The sequence below is a fragment of the Leptospira kirschneri serovar Cynopteri str. 3522 CT genome (assembly GCF_000243695.2).
In the GTDB taxonomy this organism is placed as follows: Bacteria; Spirochaetota; Leptospiria; order Leptospirales; family Leptospiraceae; genus Leptospira; species Leptospira kirschneri.
The window spans coordinates 168,683-188,004 of sequence record NZ_AHMN02000005.1; the positions used below are offsets into that span (position 1 = coordinate 168,683).

Genomic DNA, 19,322 nt, shown 5'->3' on the forward strand with positions numbered 1-19,322 from the left:
TTTCCTTACGGGTCAAAGATTGTCTTCGATCCATCTTCTAATTTTTTTAGACCATCCTTCCGAACGATCCACGGATTTTTGATCCATGTCCGTCATCCTGTCTGCGTATTTAATCATACCAATGGTCGTGGAGAATTCTGGAGAAGATGCTTTTTCCGCAAGCCCAGTGATTCCGCCTGGTCTAGCCCTGGATGACGTTAGACGAAATACATCTTCGGCAAGAGTATCGATTCCTTCGAGAAGGCTTCCTCCTCCTGTCAGAATCACACCTCCTGCAAGGAATCCTTTTTTACCTGACTTTTCCAGTTCCTTATCCACCATCTCGAAAATTTCCCTCATTCTAGGTTCAATGATAGAAACAAGTTCTTCTCGAAGAACTTGTCTTGCGGGTCTGCCACTGATCGGAGGAATTTCGATCGTTTCGGTCGGATCAATTTCAGAAAGAATCGTATGTCCATATCTTTTTTTCAAAAGTTCTGCGGTTTCTAAAGTGGTCTTAAGTCCGATAGATATATCGCTCGTAACACTAATTCCTCCGAAAGGAATTACGGAAGAATAAGAAATTCCTCCGTCTACATATACGATTAAGTCGCAACTTCCGGCGCCGATGTCTAACACGGCGGTTCCTAAATCTTTTTCCCCCGAAGTCAAAACCGCTTCCGAGGAAGCAAGACTGGAAAGAATCATCACCTCACAACCCAGACCGGACGATTCAATACATTTTTCTAAATTATGAATTGCTGTTATTCCGGCAGTTACGATGTGAACTTCCGCTTCCAGACGAACTCCGGTCATTCCAATCGGATCTCGAATGCTGGTTTGATCATCTACAGAAAATTCCTTGGAAAGCACGTGTAAGATTTGTTGATCCGCAGGAACTCGGATAGCCTGTGCGGCTTCGATCACTCTTACTACATCTGGTTCCGTTACGGTTCGATCACGATTTGTAATCGCCACAACTCCTTTAGAATTATCCGCCTTTACCGTTTTACCCGTGATATTAACCGCAACCACAGAAACTTCTTGACCGGACATAAGTTCCGCTTCACTCACAGCTTCGATGATGGAACGTGTAGTAGATTCAATATTAATAATAGACCCATTTTTAATTCCGGAAGAAGGATAAGCACCGGTTCCAATAATTTCTACCTCGTATTCAGAGACTGGACGAGCTACGACCACTTTGGTCAACGAAGTCCCCAGATCTAAGGCGGCAATAATTCTATCTCTTGGTTCCGACATATCAGTGATAGACAGCGTCTTCTCCTCTGATATCTACAAGTTCAGACTGAATCTTATCTTTTTCAAAATATGCTAATATAGCGTAGAGTTTTCGAACCTGATCTCTATGAAGAAGAGTACCGATCTGAATTCTCAAACGAATTGGCTCGTCCGCAAAGAAAAAAATTTCACCGTCTTCTTGTAGTAAAACTTCGGAGATTCTAGGTTTCAAAGCCGGATACATTTTAAACGCGTGTTCCACAGAATTATAAAGGTCTCTAAAACTCGCGTCTTGAACGGCTCCATTTTTAATTTGAAAATTTCCGGAAAGAACACATAGATCTTTCTCACGAATATCATCTTGGGATAAAAGTCGTAACTCCGGATCGATTTCGTAGAGATGTCCGTTCGAATTGACGACATAACTTGCTTTTCTCTCGGTAAGTTCCACAAGAAGCTGATCTTCTGACTTTTTAGTAATACGGACGGAGTTGATCCTCGGAAGTCTGGAAAGGTTGTTCTCTAAAAGATCTAAATCCAGCGAATCAAAGGATGTCCCGGGTTGAATTTCAAGCATTCTTACGATTTCTTCCGTTTTAAGCTTTTCATGCCCCGTAATGATTAACTTATTCAATTCTCGTGGAATCATCCCTTGATAACCGAATCCAAGAATCATTCCAATGCTCAAAATCCCGATTAGGAGAGCCAAAAGTAGGACGTTTCTTCTTTTTTGCACAAATTCTCGTAGAAAGTCAATCAGATTATGTCTCATAATAAATTCTTAGAAGAATTTTCTTTTCTAGTTTTCTTATCGGTATTTAGGATGATTTATATATCTTGTTTTTCGATGTAGGAACTCATACGTTTTCAGTTTTAACTTGTTCAAAAATCTGAAGCTTTACCGTGATCGTAGGAACTCCTTTAAAGTGTTGAAAAATAAAAACCGATCAATGATCCTACAACAAGACAAGAAGGTTTATTTAGCGTAAGTTCGTTCAGCCATAATTGATTTTTCTGAAAAAAGTTGAAATCTAAACTTTGCAGATCAATTCCTAAAATGTGGGAACTACCGCAAATCACGATTTTACGAACAAAAAGAAGGTCGCGTCAAAATAACCGACTTATAAAATCCGATCTGAGCTAGAAGCCTAATCTTTTTATGAATCTTTCCAAACACACAGCCGTTCTAACTGGGATTGTTTTTTTCTTAGCATTTTCCTTAAGTATGTATGTCTCCGTCATTGAAAAGGCCGGAACCAAAGACGAATATCCGTATACCATGAAAATTTATTATCCTCGTTTGGAAGGAATTCATCCAGGCGCACCCGTTCGAATTTTAGGAGTAGAAAAAGGAATTGTGCGTAGTTTAGACGTGGTTCCGATCGATGAAGTAGAAGATCAAAGATTCCTAAATAAGGATCAAACCAAGGCAATCGAAATTATTATTAGACTGAAAGAGCCGATCACACTCTGGGACAATTATAGAATTACATTCCAAACCAATACAATCCTCTCCGGAAGAACCATTGATATAGATCCTGGATCTTTTGATAAAGAAGAGACGTCTTTTTTTCAACCTACCTATTTAGAAGAGGAACAAAAATCTCCCGACTTCTTACCTTCTGCAGATTACTTTGAAGATTTTTTTGCGGCTTCCACAGGAGTCATTCGAGAAAATCGTGAAGACATCCGAACTTCTTTTAATAATTTCTACGAAATTTCAGAAAAGCTAAAATCAAATCGAGGAACAATTCCTAAGATCATTAATTCCCCAGAAACGTACGATAACGTGATCGAATTACTTACGGATGCTAGAATTTTCGGCAACGATGCTCGCCGTTATTTGGAAGGGAACCGCAAGTTGGAACGTTCCGCTCCGATCCCACTCACGATCAACATGTATCGTAGAACTACTTTGATCGGAAACGTGAGTAATCGATATTATTTCGAAAAGTTATAAATTTTAAAACTCTTCTTCTCCTCGACGAAAATCGTTCTTTCAAAGATATTTGTATTGTATGGAATTCAGTTTTCCTTCGACAGGAAACCCTATCTTTGATTACGTTTTATTGCCTTGTTTTATTTTTTTATCTAGAGTTACAGACGTATCCATCGGAACGATCCGAGTCATACTTCTTACAAGAGAAAAAAAAGGAATCGCAGCCTCTCTAGGATTTTTAGAGGTCCTACTCTGGGTTGTCGTAATCACTCAGGTTATCAAAAATTTAAACAACGTATTTTGTTATCTCGCCTACGCAGGAGGTTTTGCAACTGGCACTTTTATCGGAATGATTTTAGAAGAAAAACTGGCGATCGGCTTTTCACTTCTAAGAATCATATCCCCTCAAAACGGAAACAAAATCGCAAACAAACTTTCCGAAGCAGGTTACGGGGTGACTACGATAAACGGACACGGCAGCCGGGGCCCGGTCAAAATCGTTCTTACAGTTTTAAAAAGAAAAAAAATCGATCAGGCGATGAAGATCGTTCAGAACGTGGAACCGGACGTATTTTATTCGATAGAAAACGCCCGAAGAACCAATACGACCGCATTCGAAGATTCTCCAGGACTTCTCAGAAGAGGAATCCTGGAAAAAATCCTAAAAATTAGAAAGTAATATTTTCGTTTGGGTTTTTATACCGGAATTTTGACGTAAAGTTTTTTGATTTCTTTTTGGATGAATTTAGGAAAGTTCATCTGATATTCGTTAACTAGAAGTTTCCAATCATCTTTTCGAATGGATTTTCTACAGTTCACAGATCCACAGCCGCACTCGAAGGTCTGGTCGAAGTTTACGATGAAATTCGCATAGTCGATGGTAAGTTCTTCTCCGGCTCGAATGTCCCTTTTGGCTACGATGTTATCGTCTTGATCGTACCACATATTTGGATCACAAGAATGATTCATGAAGTTAGAATGATTGATCACATACTGATCACTGGTAGGCCCGGTCACTAAACCGAAGTCCACATCGTATCCGTATTTCATGAAGATGTCCTTTTCAGAATCGGGAAGCGACTCGGCTTCTTCGACCGTTAGAACTTTCCACCCAAATTCTTCGTCTTCGATCCACTCGCTGTAACTGAACAGCAAGGTTCCCTTGGGGATGGCCTTCGTTGCGAAGGTTCCGTTCTCCCCGAATTTGTTGATTCGTTTTTCGATCATGCAGAAGATCCCTGCGTTTATTGCCATTGGCAAAATTTTTATCTATCAAGAATGGTATAAAAAAAACTTCAATTAAAATACTAAATTCGAGTAATATTTAATGCAACTTCCAGTCGACCTCAATTTCATTCCAAAAACGTAAATCAACTTTCTAAGATCTACCTTCAGACAAAACAGATGGGACCGGCGACTCTAAAAAAGTTTTATCCTCTTTCGTTTCTGACGGATCATTCATTCAATTTGAAAATTATTTCCTAAAATTTCTAGGACCAACGAAAAATTTTGAAAGAACCTATTTCTATTTAGGATCTTTGTACACTCAGTAAAACTCAAAAAACAAAACGTAAAAAATCGATCTCCTATGTTTCCTTAAATCTGTTTTACTTGTTTTTCAAAATCCTTTTCTTTAGAAATAGAATCAGATTTTTTACGAGTGTATAAAGTTCGCTCGAACCACCCGAGTTCTCCTGAAAAATAAGGATAAGATAAACATTTTTTATGAATGAGTTTCTTTTTTTAATACAATCCGGATCTAAAAGTAAAATGATCAATGAGATGGATTCGATTTTTTTAAAAGAGTTTTCAGGGACGTACTTTACAAAACCCAGATAAACTAAATATATGTATAGCCATTCATTAATGCGACATGAGAATTCATATTTACTGAGTTTTTTCGAACAAATCCAAAACCTCATTTTGGTTTTGGGACAAACTCTAAATTCGATAAATCTAATTCTTATTTTTTGGATTTTATAAAAATTCTCTATGTATTATTAAGAATGAAAAATTCACTTAAATTGATTCAAATAGCCGATTTAACTGCAAATTTTAACACTTCGGTTTAACAAAATTTTTCTAAATGAAAATCTTTTTAAAGAAAAAACGCGCAGAAGCTCCGGATACACTCGCACATCTTTATCTCAATCCGAAAAATTCTTCCTGGGCGAATCTCGGTTATTGGAAAAATTCTACCGACTACCCCACTGCCTGTAAAGAGTTAGCACTGCTCTTAGGTGAAAAAGCGGATCTAAAACCTGGACTTAAAACATTGGATCTAGGTTTTGGATGTGGGGATCAGTTCTTCGTTTGGAAGGAAGAATTCTCTCTCGACTTTTCCGATCTAGTAGGTGTCAACGGCTCTTTCGTCCAAACAGAATTTGCAAAAAATCTGATAGAATCTAAATCTGATGTTTCCCCTAAATTGATTTGTTCTCCCGTCGAAAAAGTGATCCTTTCCTTTCCACATCGATCTTTAGATCGAATTCTTTGTCTGGACAGCGCTTCTTTCTTTTCCAATCGAATCGAATTTTGTAAACAGGCCTTTCAAATTCTCAAACCTGGAGGCAGATTAGTTTCCGCCGAACTGATTTTGAAAAATTCGAAACTGGGAATGATAGATTCTTGGTTTAGAAAAATGATTTGTAGATCCGGTTCAATCCCTAAAAACAACCGAGTTACGCCGGATTCTCTTTCCCAACTTCTAAGATCTTCCGGCTTTTTGTTGGAAGATTTTGATTTTTTAGAAGAGTACATCTTTGAAGGTTTTTCAAATTTTCTTAAAATGAAATCGAAAGAACCTAACATTCCTAAAAACATCTCTCGTAAGTATTCCTACTTTGCCGAATTTTTAGGTGGAGAGAGAATGAAGAAATACTTTCAATTTGTTTTATATTCGGCGGTCAAACCGAGCTAAAAAGGCTCTGAATTTTCTACCCAACGTTTTACGTCTAAAGAAGTAGAGACCCCCGCTTCTAATAGAGGAATTCCATATCTTGCATAAGAGCCGCAAAACCAGATTTTTCTTCCAGGTTGTTCTTGAAGCGCTTTTAGTTTTTCTACCGTCTTTTGATTTTTCAAATCGATAATCGGTCTTTCAAATCGGGAACGGGAAATTAAAGTTCCTCGTTTAGGTTCTTCTAATGGATTCCAGGTTTGAAAAATTTCAGCCTTTCCGATTTCCGGAAGAACTTTATTCAAACGGATTGTAGCAGAAGGTTTGTCTGTTTCCGGTGAAAGTGTAAAACAAAGCGGGGCCCAGTGTCTTTTTTTATTTGGCATAAAAGAAGGATCGGTATGCATTAAAATTTCTGATTCCTCATAATGAAACGCTGAAAGAAGCTCTTTTTCCGAAGCCATCTCTTCTGGCAGCAACGAAATGGCCTGATTTGCCGGGGTCGCAATAATTACCCGATCAAATTCTTCTTTTCCGTCATCAAAAGAAACAAATACTTTTTTCCCGTTCTGTTCTATCTTTCTAGGATTGGTTTTTAATCTAAGCTCCTTTGCTCCGATGGAAAGTTTTTCTGTAATATCCTTGGTTCCATGACTTGCGGTTAAAAATCGCAGAAACTTCAATCCATTAGAATGATAACGAATCACCGCTTCCGCCGGATAATTTTTTGCGCTTTGGATCGTACACGTGTTTATGGTGGCGAACATTGGAATCAGATATTTATTTTCAAATTCTTTAGAATATCCGAATCTTTGTAAGAATCCGGAAATCGTAAGTTGTTCTCCATGCAGGGATTCCAATTGTTTTGCAGATTCACTATAAAAACGAATTGTATCAGAAAAAATTTTTCTAGATTCCCCGTTTTTAAAACAAACCGGAGAAACAAAGGGATAAAAATTTCCTCCGATTCCGATCGTAGCAAATTGAAAATAGGTAGTTCCGTCCCTTTCACTCAAAGAAAAAGAATAATCTACCGGTCTGAATTCGATTCCGGCCTCGTTATACATTTCTATCAGACAAGGATAGTAATTTTGTTTGAACGCTCTAAAAGGTACGTCAAACCGAAAAACTCCGTCCTTTAATGATACGTCCGTTCCATGCGCGTCCATTCCTGGAAGAGAATGACGTTCAATTAAAATTACGTCATGTTCCTTGCTTAGATACCAACACGCGCTCAATCCCGCGATTCCACTTCCTAAGATTGCTATTTTCATATTTGATTCTTAAATTTAGATTTCTGAAAAGAAAACATAGGATTTTTTTCTTTTAAAACGAAAATCCCATGGATACGTTCGAAAGATTTTTTTGACAATCAAATCGATCCTTAAATTGGATTTTAAACCTTCAGTTGGTGTATAAGTCTGATATTCCTTTTACTTGCGAAAAAATTTTTATCCTTTTGTATATATTTTTTTGAATGAGATGATTTGTCGGAACAAAGTAAGTTTTAATTCCACTTTAAGATCTAAATTTGCAGTAGTTCCCACATTTTTTTAGAATCCTTTCTAAAATCTCGAAATGAATCCTCTTTGAATGTTTAACAAAACGTGGTAGTTCCCACAATTTACGTCACATTGCAAATAAAGGCTTTTCAGTTTTGAGACATTTTCTGAATTTACTGCTCGGACGCATGAAAATAGTACCAAGTTTTAACAGCCGAATTTGCAAAAAAATAGCGGTTACTTAAAAAATTCCGCAATTCGGGATTTACTACATCTTAGAACAAGACCAAAAACATTCAAATTTTTGAAACAATCTAATCCAAGTATTCTATTTTAACGTGAGCAGGGCGTAACGCGAAAGGGATCGATGCGGGGTCAATAAATTGAATCTAAAAACGATTGTTGTATTATGTTTCCTGTATGCAATTTATTGACCAGAGCTAAAGAGCCCGGCCGGCTGCCTGTGGCAAGCCGGATTCGCCCCGGTTTTCTTATCTCGAACTCACGTTATTTATGCGTTCGAGTAGTAATTGTAAATTTTAGTAGTTTTCTCAAACCATCTACCGTTATCGATTTCATAATACGAGTTGATTGCAAAAATCCACTTTACTTCGATGTAAGAAAATTTTGGCAAATAAGCGCTCTAAATCTTAGTAGTAAGCTCACGAATCTCATAACGAAGACAACTCGCGACCACGCTCTTGATAAAGATTTGCGGCATCTATGATATAATTCTGAGTATTGACAATAGAGTTATTGAAAAATGAATTCTCCATTTGTTTCCGTTTTATGAAAATTTGCAGTTTTGTTAATATGAACCATAGAATTTTTTAACAATTCTAATAAAGTATCATAGATTTCAAAGCCTCAGCGCACTTTGAATGTTTTTTTATTATTCCTCACTTAAAAAAAAATTTCTATAAATTAGAGTTATTGAAAAATGAATTTTCCATCTGTTTTCGTTTTATGAAAATTTACAGTTTTGTTAATATGAACCATAAAATTTTTCAACAACTCTAATGAATTTTTCATTTTTGTGAAAGCCTTTAAACGACGGCTTTATGTAAAAATTGAATCGGAAGATCCTTTTTGAATTCGATAAAAATTTCCCAAAAATCAATAATACAAGTTCTTTTTTAGTAACAAATCTTTCCAAACTTCGAATTCTTTTAATAGATGGTTTATTTTAGAATTTTAATTTTTATCTGTCTTATATTCTTTTTTCCTAATTTAACTGCGGCTCCTAAAATGGAAAAAGCCACGTTTGCAGGCGGTTGTTTTTGGTGTATGGAAGGACCTTTCGAATCTCTTCCCGGAGTTATCTCGGTCGTAGCCGGTTATTCCGGAGGAAAAGAATTTTATCCTACTTATGAAGAAGTAAGTCGAGGCAAAACGGGTCATAGAGAAAGTGTTCAAATAGAATTCGATTCTTCTAAAATCCATTATGAAGAGTTATTAACAGTTTTTTGGAATCAAATCGATCCAACGGACAACGGCGGACAATTTGCAGATAGAGGGAATCAATATAGAACCGGCATTTTCTATCACAATCAAATTCAAAAAAAAACCGCCGAAAAATCCAAACAAAAAATTTCAAAATCAGGAAAGTTTTCCGGTTCAATCGTAGTCGAGATCATTCCTTTTACTTCTTTTTATCCTGCGGAAGAATACCACCAAAATTATTACAAAACCAATTCAGAACAATATAAGAAATATAGAAAGTACTCTGGAAGAGAGGATTATTTAGAAAGAATGTGTAGACAACGTTAAAACACAAGGAATCCGAATCGATTGTGTTCTATTCCGATTCCTTGTGTTTTTAAATCTGATCAGCAGAGACGAATCAAAAACATGGTAAGTCTTTGAAGTTTATCTCTTCCTTGCCCAGGTTGAGGCAAATCTTTTTCGATCGTTTTTCTATAAATCGCTTTGAGATGGTTCTTTAGAGTTCCTGAATGTACTCCAAGTTGTTGAATTAGACAAGCTCTTGTCTGACCCGCAACCAAACGTTCACAGATTTTCGCTTCCTGACACGTTAGTCCGTATTCCCTTTGCAGTTGCGGGAAAAGAGATTCTTTAACTTTTGTGTTTTGAAGATTTTCGGCTGGCATCGACTGTTCTTGGGTTGGAACCGCACCGACCTCGTCTTTCGAAGAAAGGTCTACTCTACATAAGAAATTTGAAATGTTTCCCGCTTCGTCTCGAAGAGGGGTAATCCTTTCCTTCCAAGCAATCGTTTCTCCTGACCCATTTCGATTTAAGAAATTCCCTTCGTATTCTTTGCCTGAAAGAATTGTTTTCCATAATTCTTCGTAGAAACAAGGATCGTGTACACCGGCTTGAAACAACTTCGGATTTTGCCCAATCAGTTCACTTCTGCTATAACCGGAAAGTGTTTCAAATACCGGATTGATATATTCAATCATCCCGCACCGATTTGTTATAAACATCGCGTGTGGATATTGATAAAAATAAGAAACTAAAATCGAAGAAAGGTTCATAATTTCTTTACCTCCTCGATTTTTACTTTCATCGTAGACATAGATCTCCTCCATTTCTTAAGGAATAAACGATTCTTATCTATATTGAACCGCTATAAACATACCTAAGTATTTAGTTGGATTCGTCAACTAAGTGGCCTTCGAAAACATTGAGAAACATTGATAAATATCAATAATTTAAATCCATTAAGTAATAGACTGCCTCATTTAATCGTAGATATTTGCTTAAATTTTATTTTTAACTTCATTAGGAAAATATTCTATTCTTCTATTAATGAAATGTTTAATGATAAGGAAAGAATTATGAAAGAATGTTTCATGCCTCAAAAACATCTTATTGGAATCGGAACTCGTACAAAGAATGAAAATGAAATGGGATCAAACGGAAACATTCCGAAATTATGGGAGAAATTTTTCGGTGAAGTTTTACCTAAACTCAAGATCACAGACAAGTTCATCTATGCCGTCTACAAAGATTACGAAAGCGACGAAAACGGAGAATACTCTTTTTTCATCGGAGTTCCTTCCGATGAAATTAATATCTTCGAAACAGTTCAACTTCCGGAAGGAAAATTCTTGGAATTGACTTCGTCAAAAGGTAAAAGTCCGAATATTATCATTGAACTCTGGCAAGTAGTTTGGGCAAACTCGGATATAAAACGCAGACGAGCTTTTGAAATAGACTATGAAATTTATCCAATAGATTTTTTGACAACTTCAGAAACTCAAGTTCGTCTTTTTCTTTCCATCAAGGATTAACAGAATTTTCACAAATACTTTATAAATTCATAAAATACTAAACTATTAATTTTATAATTCTGCACACGAAGGACATCATGTTTTTTTAAATAAACCCACGTTTATTTTTACAAACTCTATCGAACAACCCGAGTCGTCGAGGAGGTGTTTTATTGAATTCAGGAAGCGGCATTGGATTTTTTATTTGCCAAGATTTTCTCCATGAATTTACGTTCAAGAAGAAGTGATGGCTCTAATCTAACGTGAGCAGGGCGTAACGCGAAAGGGATCGATGAATGAACTAAAGACGATTGTTGTATTATGTTTCCTGTATGCAATTTATTGACCAGAGCTAAAGAGCCCGGGCCGGCTGCCTGTGGCAAGCCGGATTCGCCCCGGTTTTCTTATGTCGAACTCACGCTAATCTAGTAGTTTTTTTGAGACAATCCTCCGAAAAGATTGTAATTTGTGAGAGTTCCCCGATTGTTTTATGAGAAAATTTTTTCACAAAACGTGTTAGTTCCCACAAACCGCAATTTTACAAATAAACTTTCGAAAATCTAAGAATTACTATTTTAACGTGAACTCGGGCGTAAGAAAACGAGAAAGAGTTTTCTAAAGTATGAGTTCCTACAATTTTAGAATTTGCTCGTAAAATCATGATTTGCTGTAGTTCCCACAAATTACAAAAAAATCTTGAATCCTTTGATAAGTTTAAGAACGCACGTTTAAGATATAAATCCGGTTTAGTAGACATTACTTTCTACTCAGAACTATCCCAAATATTTCTTAATAAAACGTGCTTGGTGATGAAAATTGATACTACTCAATTTTATAAAATCAGTAAAAAGCACCTTCTTTTCAAATCCAGAGGTATCTAATTTCAATTTTCAAAATTCCATCCTCAAAAGAATTTGACCGTATGACAAATCTTCAACTTGTGATCGGTGACAAAAAACTTTCCTCTTGGTCCATGCGTCCTTGGATTTTATTAAAAGAAAAGAATATTCCATTTATTGAAATTTCTCTAACTCTAAACACACCCGAATTTTACGAAAAAATAAAACTCTATTCCGATGCGCGTAAAGTGCCAGTTCTAATAGACGGAGACGTCAAAATCTGGGACACCAACAGCATCGTAGAATACTTGGCAGAAACCTTTCCCGAAAAAAATCTTTGGCCCAAAGATAAAACATTAAGAGCCATCGCTCGTTCCGTCGTAGCTGAAATGCACTCCGGCTTTTCCGATCTTAGAAAAAATCTACCAATGAAAATAATCGAAAGACTCTACGGCAAATCGTTTCCCGAAGAAGTTTGGAAAGATATTCAAAGAATTGAATCTATTTGGAAAGACTGTTTGAATTTATATCAAGGTCCTTTTTTATTCGGAAAAGAATTTACGATCGCCGACGCATTTTATACTCCCGTTGTGGGAAGATTCATTACATACGGAATAAAACTCGATTCGGAAGCAAATAAATATGTTTCTACGATCAGCGGTCTTCATTCTTATAAAGAATGGATAGAAGAAGCTTTAAAAAGTAAGTAATAGAATTTGTGAAAACTACTCAGAATTATATAACAGAGTAGTTAAAAAATGAATTTTTTTATATATATAAATTTTCTATAAAAATAAAACATTTTAATATATTAAATTACTAATTTATTAAGAATCAATTTCTTTGTAATCTAAGGGCGTTCAAAACCACCGAAACCGAACTGAGAGCCATGGCGCCACCCGCAATCCAGGGTGCTAAAAATCCAGCGGCTGCGATCGGAATAGCTAACGTATTATAGAGTAGCGCCCAGAAAAAATTCTGTCGAATATTATAAACCGTTTTTCTGCTGATAGTAATAGCATTTACAATCGAATTCAAATCCCCGTTTACGATCACCAAATCGGAAGATTCCATCGCCACATCCGTTCCTGTTCCCATAGCAATCCCAAGATCCGAAATCGCAAGCGCGGGGGCATCGTTAATTCCGTCCCCTACCATAGAAACCACTTTTCCCGAACTTTTTAGATTTTTAACTTCCACGGCTTTTTTTTCCGGAAGAACTTCAGCTAACACATGTTCAATGCCACAATTCTTTGAGATGACTCGAGCCGTTCTTTCGTTGTCTCCGGTTATCATGTAAATTTCCATACCCAAAGATTTCAATTTTTGGATCGTAGTTGGAGTAGATTCTTTGACCGTATCCGCAAACGTCAATATAGCGGAATGAACTCCATTCACGCTCAAATGAACGACCGTATTTCCTTCTTCCTCTCTCATTCGTTTCAGATCGTTTAATTCTTGATTCAATTCGATTTCTCTTTCATAAAATAATCTCTCGGTTCCAATCAATATCCGATTTCCTTCTACGATAGCGGAAATACCTCCTCCGGGTATTGTTTCAAAATTTTCGGGAATCGTTAAAACAAGACCTTTTTTCTTTGCGCTTTTTACAATCGCTTTTGAAAGAGGATGTTCCGAATTTTGTTCCGCAGAAGCGGCAAGCGTAAGTAAATTATTTTCTTTAAGTATATTCAAACTTTCTAAACTTTTCAAAACCGGCTTTCCATAAGTTAAGGTTCCCGTCTTATCAAAAACAATCGCGTTTACTTTATGCAAAATTTCTAATGCTTCCGCGTTACGAAACAAAATTCCCATAGTAGCCGCTTTTCCGGATCCGGTTAAAACCGAAATCGGAGTCGCCAAACCTAAGGCACAAGGACAAGCAACCACAAGTACGGCGATCGCCTTTTCCAGTGCTCCCGAAAAATCAGAAGGTGAAATCCAAAGATACCATACGCATAAGGTAATGATCGAAATCAAAACAATCACGGGAACAAAAACTTCCGAAATTTGATCGGCAATCCTTTGAATCGGAGCCTTGGTTCCTTGTGCTTCCCGAACCGCTCGAATGATCCCGGAAAGTAAAGTTTCTTTTCCAACTTTAAAAGCCCTGAACTTGAAAGTCCCGCTTTGATTTAATGAACCCCCATAAACGAAACTGGAAATTGTCTTTTCAACTGGAATACTTTCTCCAGTTAACATCGATTCGTCGACGGTCGAACTTCCTTCCTCTATCATTCCGTCCACAGGAATACTTTCTCCCGACTTCACCAAAACCAAATCTCCGGGGCGAACCGCAAGCAAAGGGATCTCTTGAATTTCTTTTTCTCTAACAACGTTCGCTTTTTTAGGTTGTAAATTGACCAAAGATTGAATTGCCTTCGAAGATTTTCCCTTTACTATATGTTCCAATAACTTTCCAAAAAGAATCAAAGTAATCAATACAGATGAAGTTTCATAATATAGATTAGTTGTTTTATGAATATGTGTTTCATTGAAAATAAAAGTCAAATAGACGCTGTAAAAATAAGCCGCAGAAGTTCCTAAAACAACCAGAACGTCCATATTAGCACCCCCATTTCTAAGAGCACGAAAACTACCCTTATAAAAAGAAGCGCCAATCCAAAATTGGATTGGAGTAGCTAAAATAAACTGTAACCAAGGGTTCATTAGAAAAGATAAATATTCAAAAGTTAGATTGTTTTCGAAATGCCCAACCATACTTAAAAGCAACGGTAAAGACAAAAACACCGAAATAACAACTCTAATTTTCAGTTTTTTGAATTCTTTTTTCTGGATCTCTCTGTCTATCTCTAGATCCTCGTGAACAACCGCGCGATAACCTAAGGAGTCTATTTTATCCAGTAGGTTTTCTTCCGAAATTGAAGATTCAAAATTAACCTCCGCAGTTTCCATTGCAAAATTAACTCTTACATCCTTAACCCCCGGTAATTTTTTAAGTCCTTTTTCAATCCTAAGAGCGCAATTAGCACAGGTCATTCCAATTACGTCTAATGTCATTTTGTTTAAAGGTGCTTCTTGTTGAACTTTCATGTTGGTTTATAACCTTCTTTTAAAATAGCGTCTTTAACCTTCGATAATTCTTCTGTAGTTCCTTTTCCGTAATAAACTACTTCCCGATTTTCTAAGTTTGCTTTTCCCGTAAACCCGGCTTCTTTTAATGCCGACTCAACCGTTTTTAAACAATGTATGCAGGTCATTCCTTCTACAGTTAGTCTGATTTCTTTCATTAGATCCTCTTCCTTTATTTACCTAAGAACGTAACCTATAGTTCTTATAAATTCTTCTAAAATTTTTGAGTCGTTTCCTCTGATTCTCTCCGTGACACACGTTCGAATATGACTCTTTAGCAATCCCCTAGATACGCCATCTAATGCCGATTTTACGGAAGATATTTGATTGAGTACTTCGTCGCAATATTTTTCGTTTTCAATCATTCCTTGAATTCCTCGTATCTGCCCTTCTATTTTTTTTAACCTTAGAATCAGATTTTTACTTTCCTTTGGATCCGATCTAAGTTTGTGTTTTGGTTTATATTTCATATACTATACCCCTCTATACTATAGACTTTGATTTCACTTGTTGGTTGTTTATTTTATACGTCTTTGTGTAAATACTCTTCGTGATTTTTTTCTTAGTTTTAGATTTAGCTCTAATTAATTTAAAACTTTTAGAAACCGTCTCAAAAATATCTTAGAATCGGCATTTTAAGCAAAGATAAAGTATTGTTGAGACGGTTTTTTACTCGTTCCTATAAAATTGATTTCCTAAATGTTTACTATAGAACGGCGTTTCACATAAGTTCTATAAAATCCAATGCAAAAGCGATTGAAGCGTAGAAGAACTCAGCAAAACGTTCTCTATGGATCGCGTTTGAAACTTAAGGTAAAATATTATATTACGTTTCTTTCATGCAATTTATTGACTGGAGTGGAAAGCGCGGTCCGACTGTCTGTGGTAAGCCGGATTTGCCCAAATTTTCTTGTCCTGAATTGATATTACTGATCCCTATAAAAATAAGTACCGTTAATTCTATCACAAAACGCTGATTCTATGTAAAATATTAGAGTTGTTGAAAAATTCCATAGTGAAAATTCATAAAATTACTTCAATTGTCCATTCAATCCAATACAAACAGATCAAGAATTAATTTTTCAACAACTCTATTAGGTACTTTAATATATAGTTATGAGCAGGGTCGTTGAAAGATTAATTTTTTTGTTTCTTATCCATTAAAGTGAATGGATTATGCCGCTTTTCTAATATTAGATATGAAATTTTCAACAACTCTATTGATTATAACTGTTTTTTTAAAGGTTTGGTACAAGTTCTAAAATTTACGAAAATTTCAGAATCTTTTGAAATGAATTTTTATTTCATGGGGTCTTAAAACGTCGATTTTATGTATAGATCTGATCTTAATGAATACTGAATATTTTGAACTCCAATAACATTTTGTAATCAAACTCATAGTATTTAATTTTATAGATTTTAATAAAAATCAGGGTTTGATTTATTTTTTAAAAGAAAACCGCAAAGAGATTGGGATAATCTATTTGTTCATAAAAGTAAAACGGTGAATGAATGTTTAAAATCAAATGAGAAAAAACTTCGAGCGGAATTTTTATGCGCCTGAATTCAACCCGCAAGAATCCATTTGGTAATAGGGATTGGTAGTTCTTTATATACTGTTATAGTTTTGATATTACAAAATCTGTAGAACCATTATATTCACTTTTTCAATTACAGATCAAAATTCAAATATAATTCATATGTATATTCAAAATAAACAGATAATCATTGGTCTTTATTAGAATATTCCTAACAGTGAAAAATTTTGTTTTCACTGAGGAGCAAAAAGGATAACAGAAGGTGAAAATGATGAATATAGTTTTAACGATTCTAACTAGTTTCTTTTTATTAGAAACATTAGAAAATCTATATACAAGTTATGTAGAATATTTTCTAAAACAGACATCTTTAGATAACGTGCAAAAAATTTCCAAAACGAATCGAAAGCAGAACAAAATACCAATCTTTAAAATTCTAATTTCTCCAATTGTTATCTAGTTAAGGAATCTCTTAGATGTATCTGATTATAAGATCAATCATAGACCTCTATAAAATTGAGTACCGTTAATTTTATCACAAAACACTGATTCCATGCAAAATATTAGGTACTTTATTATATAGTTATGAGTAATTCTAAAAATTCGTATTAGAATTGTTGAAAGATGTTAATAACGATCAAAAAGACGATGATAAATGATACTGTATATCTTCCGTTCACTCGGATCGTCCAACTTTTCAAACAGGATCAGAGAAGAACTACTGTATCTGTTTCATATAGTGTTATGGATGTTACATGACCACGTCTTAATTTTTCAAAAAAGAGGAGGTAAGAATGGGTCGTTGGATAGTTTTATTATTAGTTTTGTTGGTTTCGATTGGAGTTGGTTACTCTTACGGTGTAAATCCTGAAATTGTTCCTATTCCATCGAATAAAATTCCTGGTTCGACCATTCAAAGACCTACCGATAAACCCAAAGATAAACCTATCAAAATCGTAATCCATGATGGAGGGAGCTTTTGTTATGCTCCAGTTTTTATCGGAGGTAAAAGTTATATTCAGATTGAGCAGTGCTGGGAACAAGAAGTTAGTAATGCTAGACACGATGTATTTCAAAGAATTTCTTATTACATTAACAACACATGGTTGTGTATTACTGTACCGGAAAGTGTAATTAAGGGAGAAACAAACTGGGATTATGTAAACCTACAACCTTGTACGATCAATGATCCTCTACAGAGATGGATCGTAAAGGATAACTCCTTTTGGACTGCAGATGAACGTTATCGGTTAAAGGATTATAAATGGTATGCTTATATCTCAAAAAACTCAGGGGATTACTATGACCATACCTTAGATTCTTCTATGGATGATTGGATTAAGACAGTAGCCACTCCCGGAAACATTAGCATTCTGACTTCTATCTCTTGGAAATTGGGAAATGATCGTTACTTTATTCGTTCTGGAAGTTCGGATAAAAATACAACACCAATCTACTACAATCCTGAAAGTGGACATCTTGCTCAATACAACCCAGTCAGTGGATTGCTCTCTTGTATGTATTCTCAGGTAAATAGTTATGATTGGAATTGGGTTAAGTGGGCATTGTGTAGTGATGCACCTATCAGTAAGAATAATCCCGCTTATTGGAATGTATATCTTGAAACTGAAGAAGGTGGGATGATTACGGATTATCAAGGCAATGCACTCCGAGTTACTAGATATGGACCGAATTGGGGTGTTGCCTATGCTGCTAAACTTTCTTATTTGAAAAAGGATACTACCAATAGTCCTACTTCTCTGTTTTTTGTTGATAGAGATTTATTAAATTGGGTTCGTTACACAGCTAGTAATCTTGGAAAGACAGAACAGTATTGTCCCGCAGGTAAAAAAGAACATTATAATATAAGAGTAAAAAGAACTCTACCATCTGACTTTCAATTAACTGAGGAGTGGATTAGAAGACTTTACGATATAGCAATTTCAACTCCATTTACAAGTCAGGGACAAGTACATGGCATATGCGGTGTTTGTCTGCTTCATACTTTTCAGATGTTGGCAGAACTCCAAGAGTATCATTCCCACGGACCTATTCAGGGTGGAGGTTACTTTTTCGATGCACTTCCTGATAGAGATCCTTTTGACTCTTTTAGACAACGTTATCCGGAATTAGATGCATTGCTGGTAGATATACCTAGAGTTTATGCTGCTGGCGGTAGCGTTCCGATGGGATTGGCATCCGCCCGAACTATGTTGCCTCAATACGTATGGACACCCTCTCGTGAACTTACCACTCGGTCAGAGATGTTATCTCACATTACCGCACTTATAAGTTCTCCTCCGGGAAGTATTTGGTTGGGGATGTTTTGGTTTCGTATGCCAGATGGAACTACGGGAGGGCATGCCGTTCCAATTCTGAGAACCTCTCAAGGGTTAGTGGTGATTCAAACAAATTCTGCTTCGCTGTCATTTTTCACCTACCGGCGATCTTTAACACCTACTACAGATCCGATTCAAGTGATGAATTACTTGGAAATGTCAAGTTGGACTTTGGAAAGATTTGTAACTGCACAGTTAGGGGGGTTTTACCACAATACCTTTGACTTCACAATCTCTAACAGGAATTGCACTGGAGAAGGAAGAGATAGAAGAGGTTCAGGAGGATACCCAACCAGAACAACAGTAAACCAGTGTTCAGAAGGTAGAGGTAGATGTGTACTACTGTAAGTGTTCTAATTCAAAACTGAATGAATGTTAAATGTCGAAATAATATTACTTGAATAGTAAGCTCATAAAATTGAATTATTCACGCTACTCGGAGCTATAAAATAAAATACCTAGTATAACGTGAGTTCGGCATAATAAATGTGAAAGTGATTATTATGCCGCGATCTATAGGGAGCAGCACCTAAGTTTATTATTTGCCCCAATTTTCTTACGTCGAACTCACGTTAGTATATAAATGATACTGTATATCTTCCGTTCACTTGGATTTTTCCAACTGTCGACAAATCGATTCAAACAAGATGAGAGAAGACTGATCTATCTCATGTAGTTATGGATGTTACATGACCACGTCTTAATTTTTCAAA

General features: G+C 36.0%; 16 protein-coding genes and 1 pseudogene. 8 read left to right on the plus strand and 9 right to left on the minus strand.

What is annotated here, in order from left to right; translation table 11 throughout:
• Positions 1 to 12: 12 nt before the first annotated feature.
• Complete coding sequence (gene ftsA / locus LEP1GSC049_RS219415) at positions 13 to 1,242, minus strand: cell division protein FtsA (protein WP_004757340.1); 1,230 nt, start codon at positions 1,240 to 1,242, stop codon at positions 13 to 15.
• A gap of 1 nt (position 1,243) precedes the next feature.
• Positions 1,244 to 1,993, minus strand: coding sequence for a cell division protein FtsQ/DivIB (locus LEP1GSC049_RS219410; protein ID WP_016748038.1), 750 nt, complete (start codon positions 1,991 to 1,993; stop codon positions 1,244 to 1,246).
• Between the two features lie 387 nt (positions 1,994 to 2,380).
• Between LEP1GSC049_RS219410 and LEP1GSC049_RS219405 the strand changes: the two genes are divergently transcribed.
• Positions 2,381 to 3,181 carry an MlaD family protein gene (locus LEP1GSC049_RS219405; protein ID WP_004757315.1) on the plus strand — a complete coding sequence of 267 codons (801 nt, stop codon included), beginning with the start codon at positions 2,381 to 2,383 and terminating at the stop codon, positions 3,179 to 3,181.
• Between the two features lie 58 nt (positions 3,182 to 3,239).
• The gene (locus tag LEP1GSC049_RS219400) at positions 3,240 to 3,839 is read left to right on the plus strand and encodes a DUF2179 domain-containing protein (protein ID WP_004752982.1); all 600 of its coding nucleotides are present in this window, start codon (positions 3,240 to 3,242) and stop codon (positions 3,837 to 3,839) included.
• 17 nt (positions 3,840 to 3,856) lie between these two features.
• On the opposite strand, the gene LEP1GSC049_RS219395 is transcribed toward LEP1GSC049_RS219400, so the two are convergent.
• A complete protein-coding gene (locus LEP1GSC049_RS219395; protein WP_004757338.1) occupies positions 3,857 to 4,387 on the minus strand; it encodes an SET domain-containing protein in 531 nt (176 codons plus the stop codon).
• An 859-nt stretch (positions 4,388 to 5,246) separates the two neighbouring features.
• On the opposite strand from LEP1GSC049_RS219395, the gene LEP1GSC049_RS219390 reads away from it, so the two are divergent.
• Entirely contained in the window at positions 5,247 to 6,080 is an 834-nt protein-coding gene (locus LEP1GSC049_RS219390) for a class I SAM-dependent methyltransferase (protein ID WP_004757317.1), read from the plus strand.
• Here the strand turns inward: LEP1GSC049_RS219390 and LEP1GSC049_RS219385 are convergent.
• The gene (locus tag LEP1GSC049_RS219385; RefSeq protein WP_004752926.1) at positions 6,077 to 7,333 is read right to left on the minus strand and encodes an NAD(P)-binding protein; all 1,257 of its coding nucleotides are present in this window, start codon (positions 7,331 to 7,333) and stop codon (positions 6,077 to 6,079) included. The genes LEP1GSC049_RS219390 and LEP1GSC049_RS219385 overlap by 4 nt on opposite strands.
• A pseudogene (locus LEP1GSC049_RS2000000229030) lies at positions 7,330 to 7,571 on the minus strand (hypothetical protein). The gene LEP1GSC049_RS219385 and the pseudogene LEP1GSC049_RS2000000229030 overlap by 4 nt, the downstream one beginning before the upstream one ends.
• Positions 7,572 to 8,737: 1,166 nt before the next feature.
• Here LEP1GSC049_RS2000000229030 and msrA point away from each other — a divergent pair.
• Positions 8,738 to 9,331, plus strand: a complete 594-nt coding sequence (gene msrA / locus LEP1GSC049_RS219380) for a peptide-methionine (S)-S-oxide reductase MsrA (RefSeq protein WP_004757310.1) — start codon at positions 8,738 to 8,740, stop codon at positions 9,329 to 9,331.
• Positions 9,332 to 9,390: 59 nt separating this feature from the next.
• On the opposite strand, the gene LEP1GSC049_RS219375 is transcribed toward msrA, so the two are convergent.
• Positions 9,391 to 10,116 (minus strand): PAS domain-containing protein, encoded by a 726-nt coding sequence (locus LEP1GSC049_RS219375; RefSeq protein ID WP_004760634.1) that lies wholly within the window; start codon positions 10,114 to 10,116, stop codon positions 9,391 to 9,393.
• A gap of 249 nt (positions 10,117 to 10,365) precedes the next feature.
• Here LEP1GSC049_RS219375 and LEP1GSC049_RS219370 point away from each other — a divergent pair, with 249 nt between their 5' ends.
• Both LEP1GSC049_RS219370 and LEP1GSC049_RS219365 read left to right on the plus strand, forming a co-directional pair.
• Complete coding sequence (locus tag LEP1GSC049_RS219370) at positions 10,366 to 10,821, plus strand: GyrI-like domain-containing protein (protein ID WP_004753213.1); 456 nt, start codon at positions 10,366 to 10,368, stop codon at positions 10,819 to 10,821.
• A 901-nt stretch (positions 10,822 to 11,722) separates the two neighbouring features.
• Positions 11,723 to 12,349, plus strand: a complete 627-nt coding sequence (locus LEP1GSC049_RS219365; protein ID WP_004760623.1) for a glutathione S-transferase family protein — start codon at positions 11,723 to 11,725, stop codon at positions 12,347 to 12,349.
• A 124-nt stretch (positions 12,350 to 12,473) separates the two neighbouring features.
• On the opposite strand, the gene LEP1GSC049_RS219360 is transcribed toward LEP1GSC049_RS219365, so the two are convergent.
• Genes LEP1GSC049_RS219360 through LEP1GSC049_RS219350 form a run of 3 tightly spaced genes read right to left on the minus strand, consistent with a single transcriptional unit; the run spans position 12,474 to position 15,202 of the window.
• Positions 12,474 to 14,693 (minus strand): heavy metal translocating P-type ATPase, encoded by a 2,220-nt coding sequence (locus LEP1GSC049_RS219360; RefSeq protein ID WP_004760612.1) that lies wholly within the window; start codon positions 14,691 to 14,693, stop codon positions 12,474 to 12,476.
• Positions 14,690 to 14,890 carry a heavy-metal-associated domain-containing protein gene (locus LEP1GSC049_RS219355; RefSeq protein ID WP_004753121.1) on the minus strand — a complete coding sequence of 67 codons (201 nt, stop codon included), beginning with the start codon at positions 14,888 to 14,890 and terminating at the stop codon, positions 14,690 to 14,692. The genes LEP1GSC049_RS219360 and LEP1GSC049_RS219355 overlap by 4 nt, the downstream gene beginning before the upstream one ends.
• Positions 14,891 to 14,908: 18 nt before the next feature.
• Entirely contained in the window at positions 14,909 to 15,202 is a 294-nt protein-coding gene (locus LEP1GSC049_RS219350) for a metal-sensitive transcriptional regulator (RefSeq protein WP_004757324.1), read from the minus strand.
• 1,339 nt (positions 15,203 to 16,541) lie between these two features.
• Between LEP1GSC049_RS219350 and LEP1GSC049_RS02000000224540 the strand changes: the two genes are divergently transcribed.
• A complete protein-coding gene (locus tag LEP1GSC049_RS02000000224540) occupies positions 16,542 to 16,730 on the plus strand; it encodes a DUF1563 domain-containing protein (protein WP_004757313.1) in 189 nt (62 codons plus the stop codon).
• Positions 16,731 to 17,064: 334 nt separating this feature from the next.
• On the plus strand, positions 17,065 to 18,957 hold the full coding sequence (locus LEP1GSC049_RS219345) for a DUF1561 domain-containing protein (protein WP_016560547.1): 1,893 nt from the start codon (positions 17,065 to 17,067) through the stop codon (positions 18,955 to 18,957).
• Positions 18,958 to 19,322 lie beyond the last annotated feature (365 nt).

Excerpts from the sequence above, each read along its gene's own strand:
- ftsA (WP_004757340.1), bottom strand. The coding sequence starts at position 1,242 with ATGTCGGAACCAAGAGATAGAATTATTGCCGCCTTAGATCTGGGGACT.
- LEP1GSC049_RS219410 (WP_016748038.1), bottom strand. The coding sequence starts at position 1,993 with ATGAGACATAATCTGATTGACTTTCTACGAGAATTTGTGCAAAAAAGA.
- LEP1GSC049_RS219405 (WP_004757315.1), top strand. The coding sequence starts at position 2,381 with ATGAATCTTTCCAAACACACAGCCGTTCTAACTGGGATTGTTTTTTTC.
- LEP1GSC049_RS219400 (WP_004752982.1), top strand. The coding sequence starts at position 3,240 with ATGGAATTCAGTTTTCCTTCGACAGGAAACCCTATCTTTGATTACGTT.
- LEP1GSC049_RS219395 (WP_004757338.1), bottom strand. The coding sequence starts at position 4,387 with ATGATCGAAAAACGAATCAACAAATTCGGGGAGAACGGAACCTTCGCA.
- LEP1GSC049_RS219390 (WP_004757317.1), top strand. The coding sequence starts at position 5,247 with ATGAAAATCTTTTTAAAGAAAAAACGCGCAGAAGCTCCGGATACACTC.
- LEP1GSC049_RS219385 (WP_004752926.1), bottom strand. The coding sequence starts at position 7,333 with ATGAAAATAGCAATCTTAGGAAGTGGAATCGCGGGATTGAGCGCGTGT.
- msrA (WP_004757310.1), top strand. The coding sequence starts at position 8,738 with ATGGTTTATTTTAGAATTTTAATTTTTATCTGTCTTATATTCTTTTTT.
- LEP1GSC049_RS219375 (WP_004760634.1), bottom strand. The coding sequence starts at position 10,116 with ATGGAGGAGATCTATGTCTACGATGAAAGTAAAAATCGAGGAGGTAAA.
- LEP1GSC049_RS219370 (WP_004753213.1), top strand. The coding sequence starts at position 10,366 with ATGAAAGAATGTTTCATGCCTCAAAAACATCTTATTGGAATCGGAACT.
- LEP1GSC049_RS219365 (WP_004760623.1), top strand. The coding sequence starts at position 11,723 with ATGACAAATCTTCAACTTGTGATCGGTGACAAAAAACTTTCCTCTTGG.
- LEP1GSC049_RS219360 (WP_004760612.1), bottom strand. The coding sequence starts at position 14,693 with ATGAAAGTTCAACAAGAAGCACCTTTAAACAAAATGACATTAGACGTA.
- LEP1GSC049_RS219355 (WP_004753121.1), bottom strand. The coding sequence starts at position 14,890 with ATGAAAGAAATCAGACTAACTGTAGAAGGAATGACCTGCATACATTGT.
- LEP1GSC049_RS219350 (WP_004757324.1), bottom strand. The coding sequence starts at position 15,202 with ATGAAATATAAACCAAAACACAAACTTAGATCGGATCCAAAGGAAAGT.
- LEP1GSC049_RS02000000224540 (WP_004757313.1), top strand. The coding sequence starts at position 16,542 with ATGAATATAGTTTTAACGATTCTAACTAGTTTCTTTTTATTAGAAACA.
- LEP1GSC049_RS219345 (WP_016560547.1), top strand. The coding sequence starts at position 17,065 with ATGGGTCGTTGGATAGTTTTATTATTAGTTTTGTTGGTTTCGATTGGA.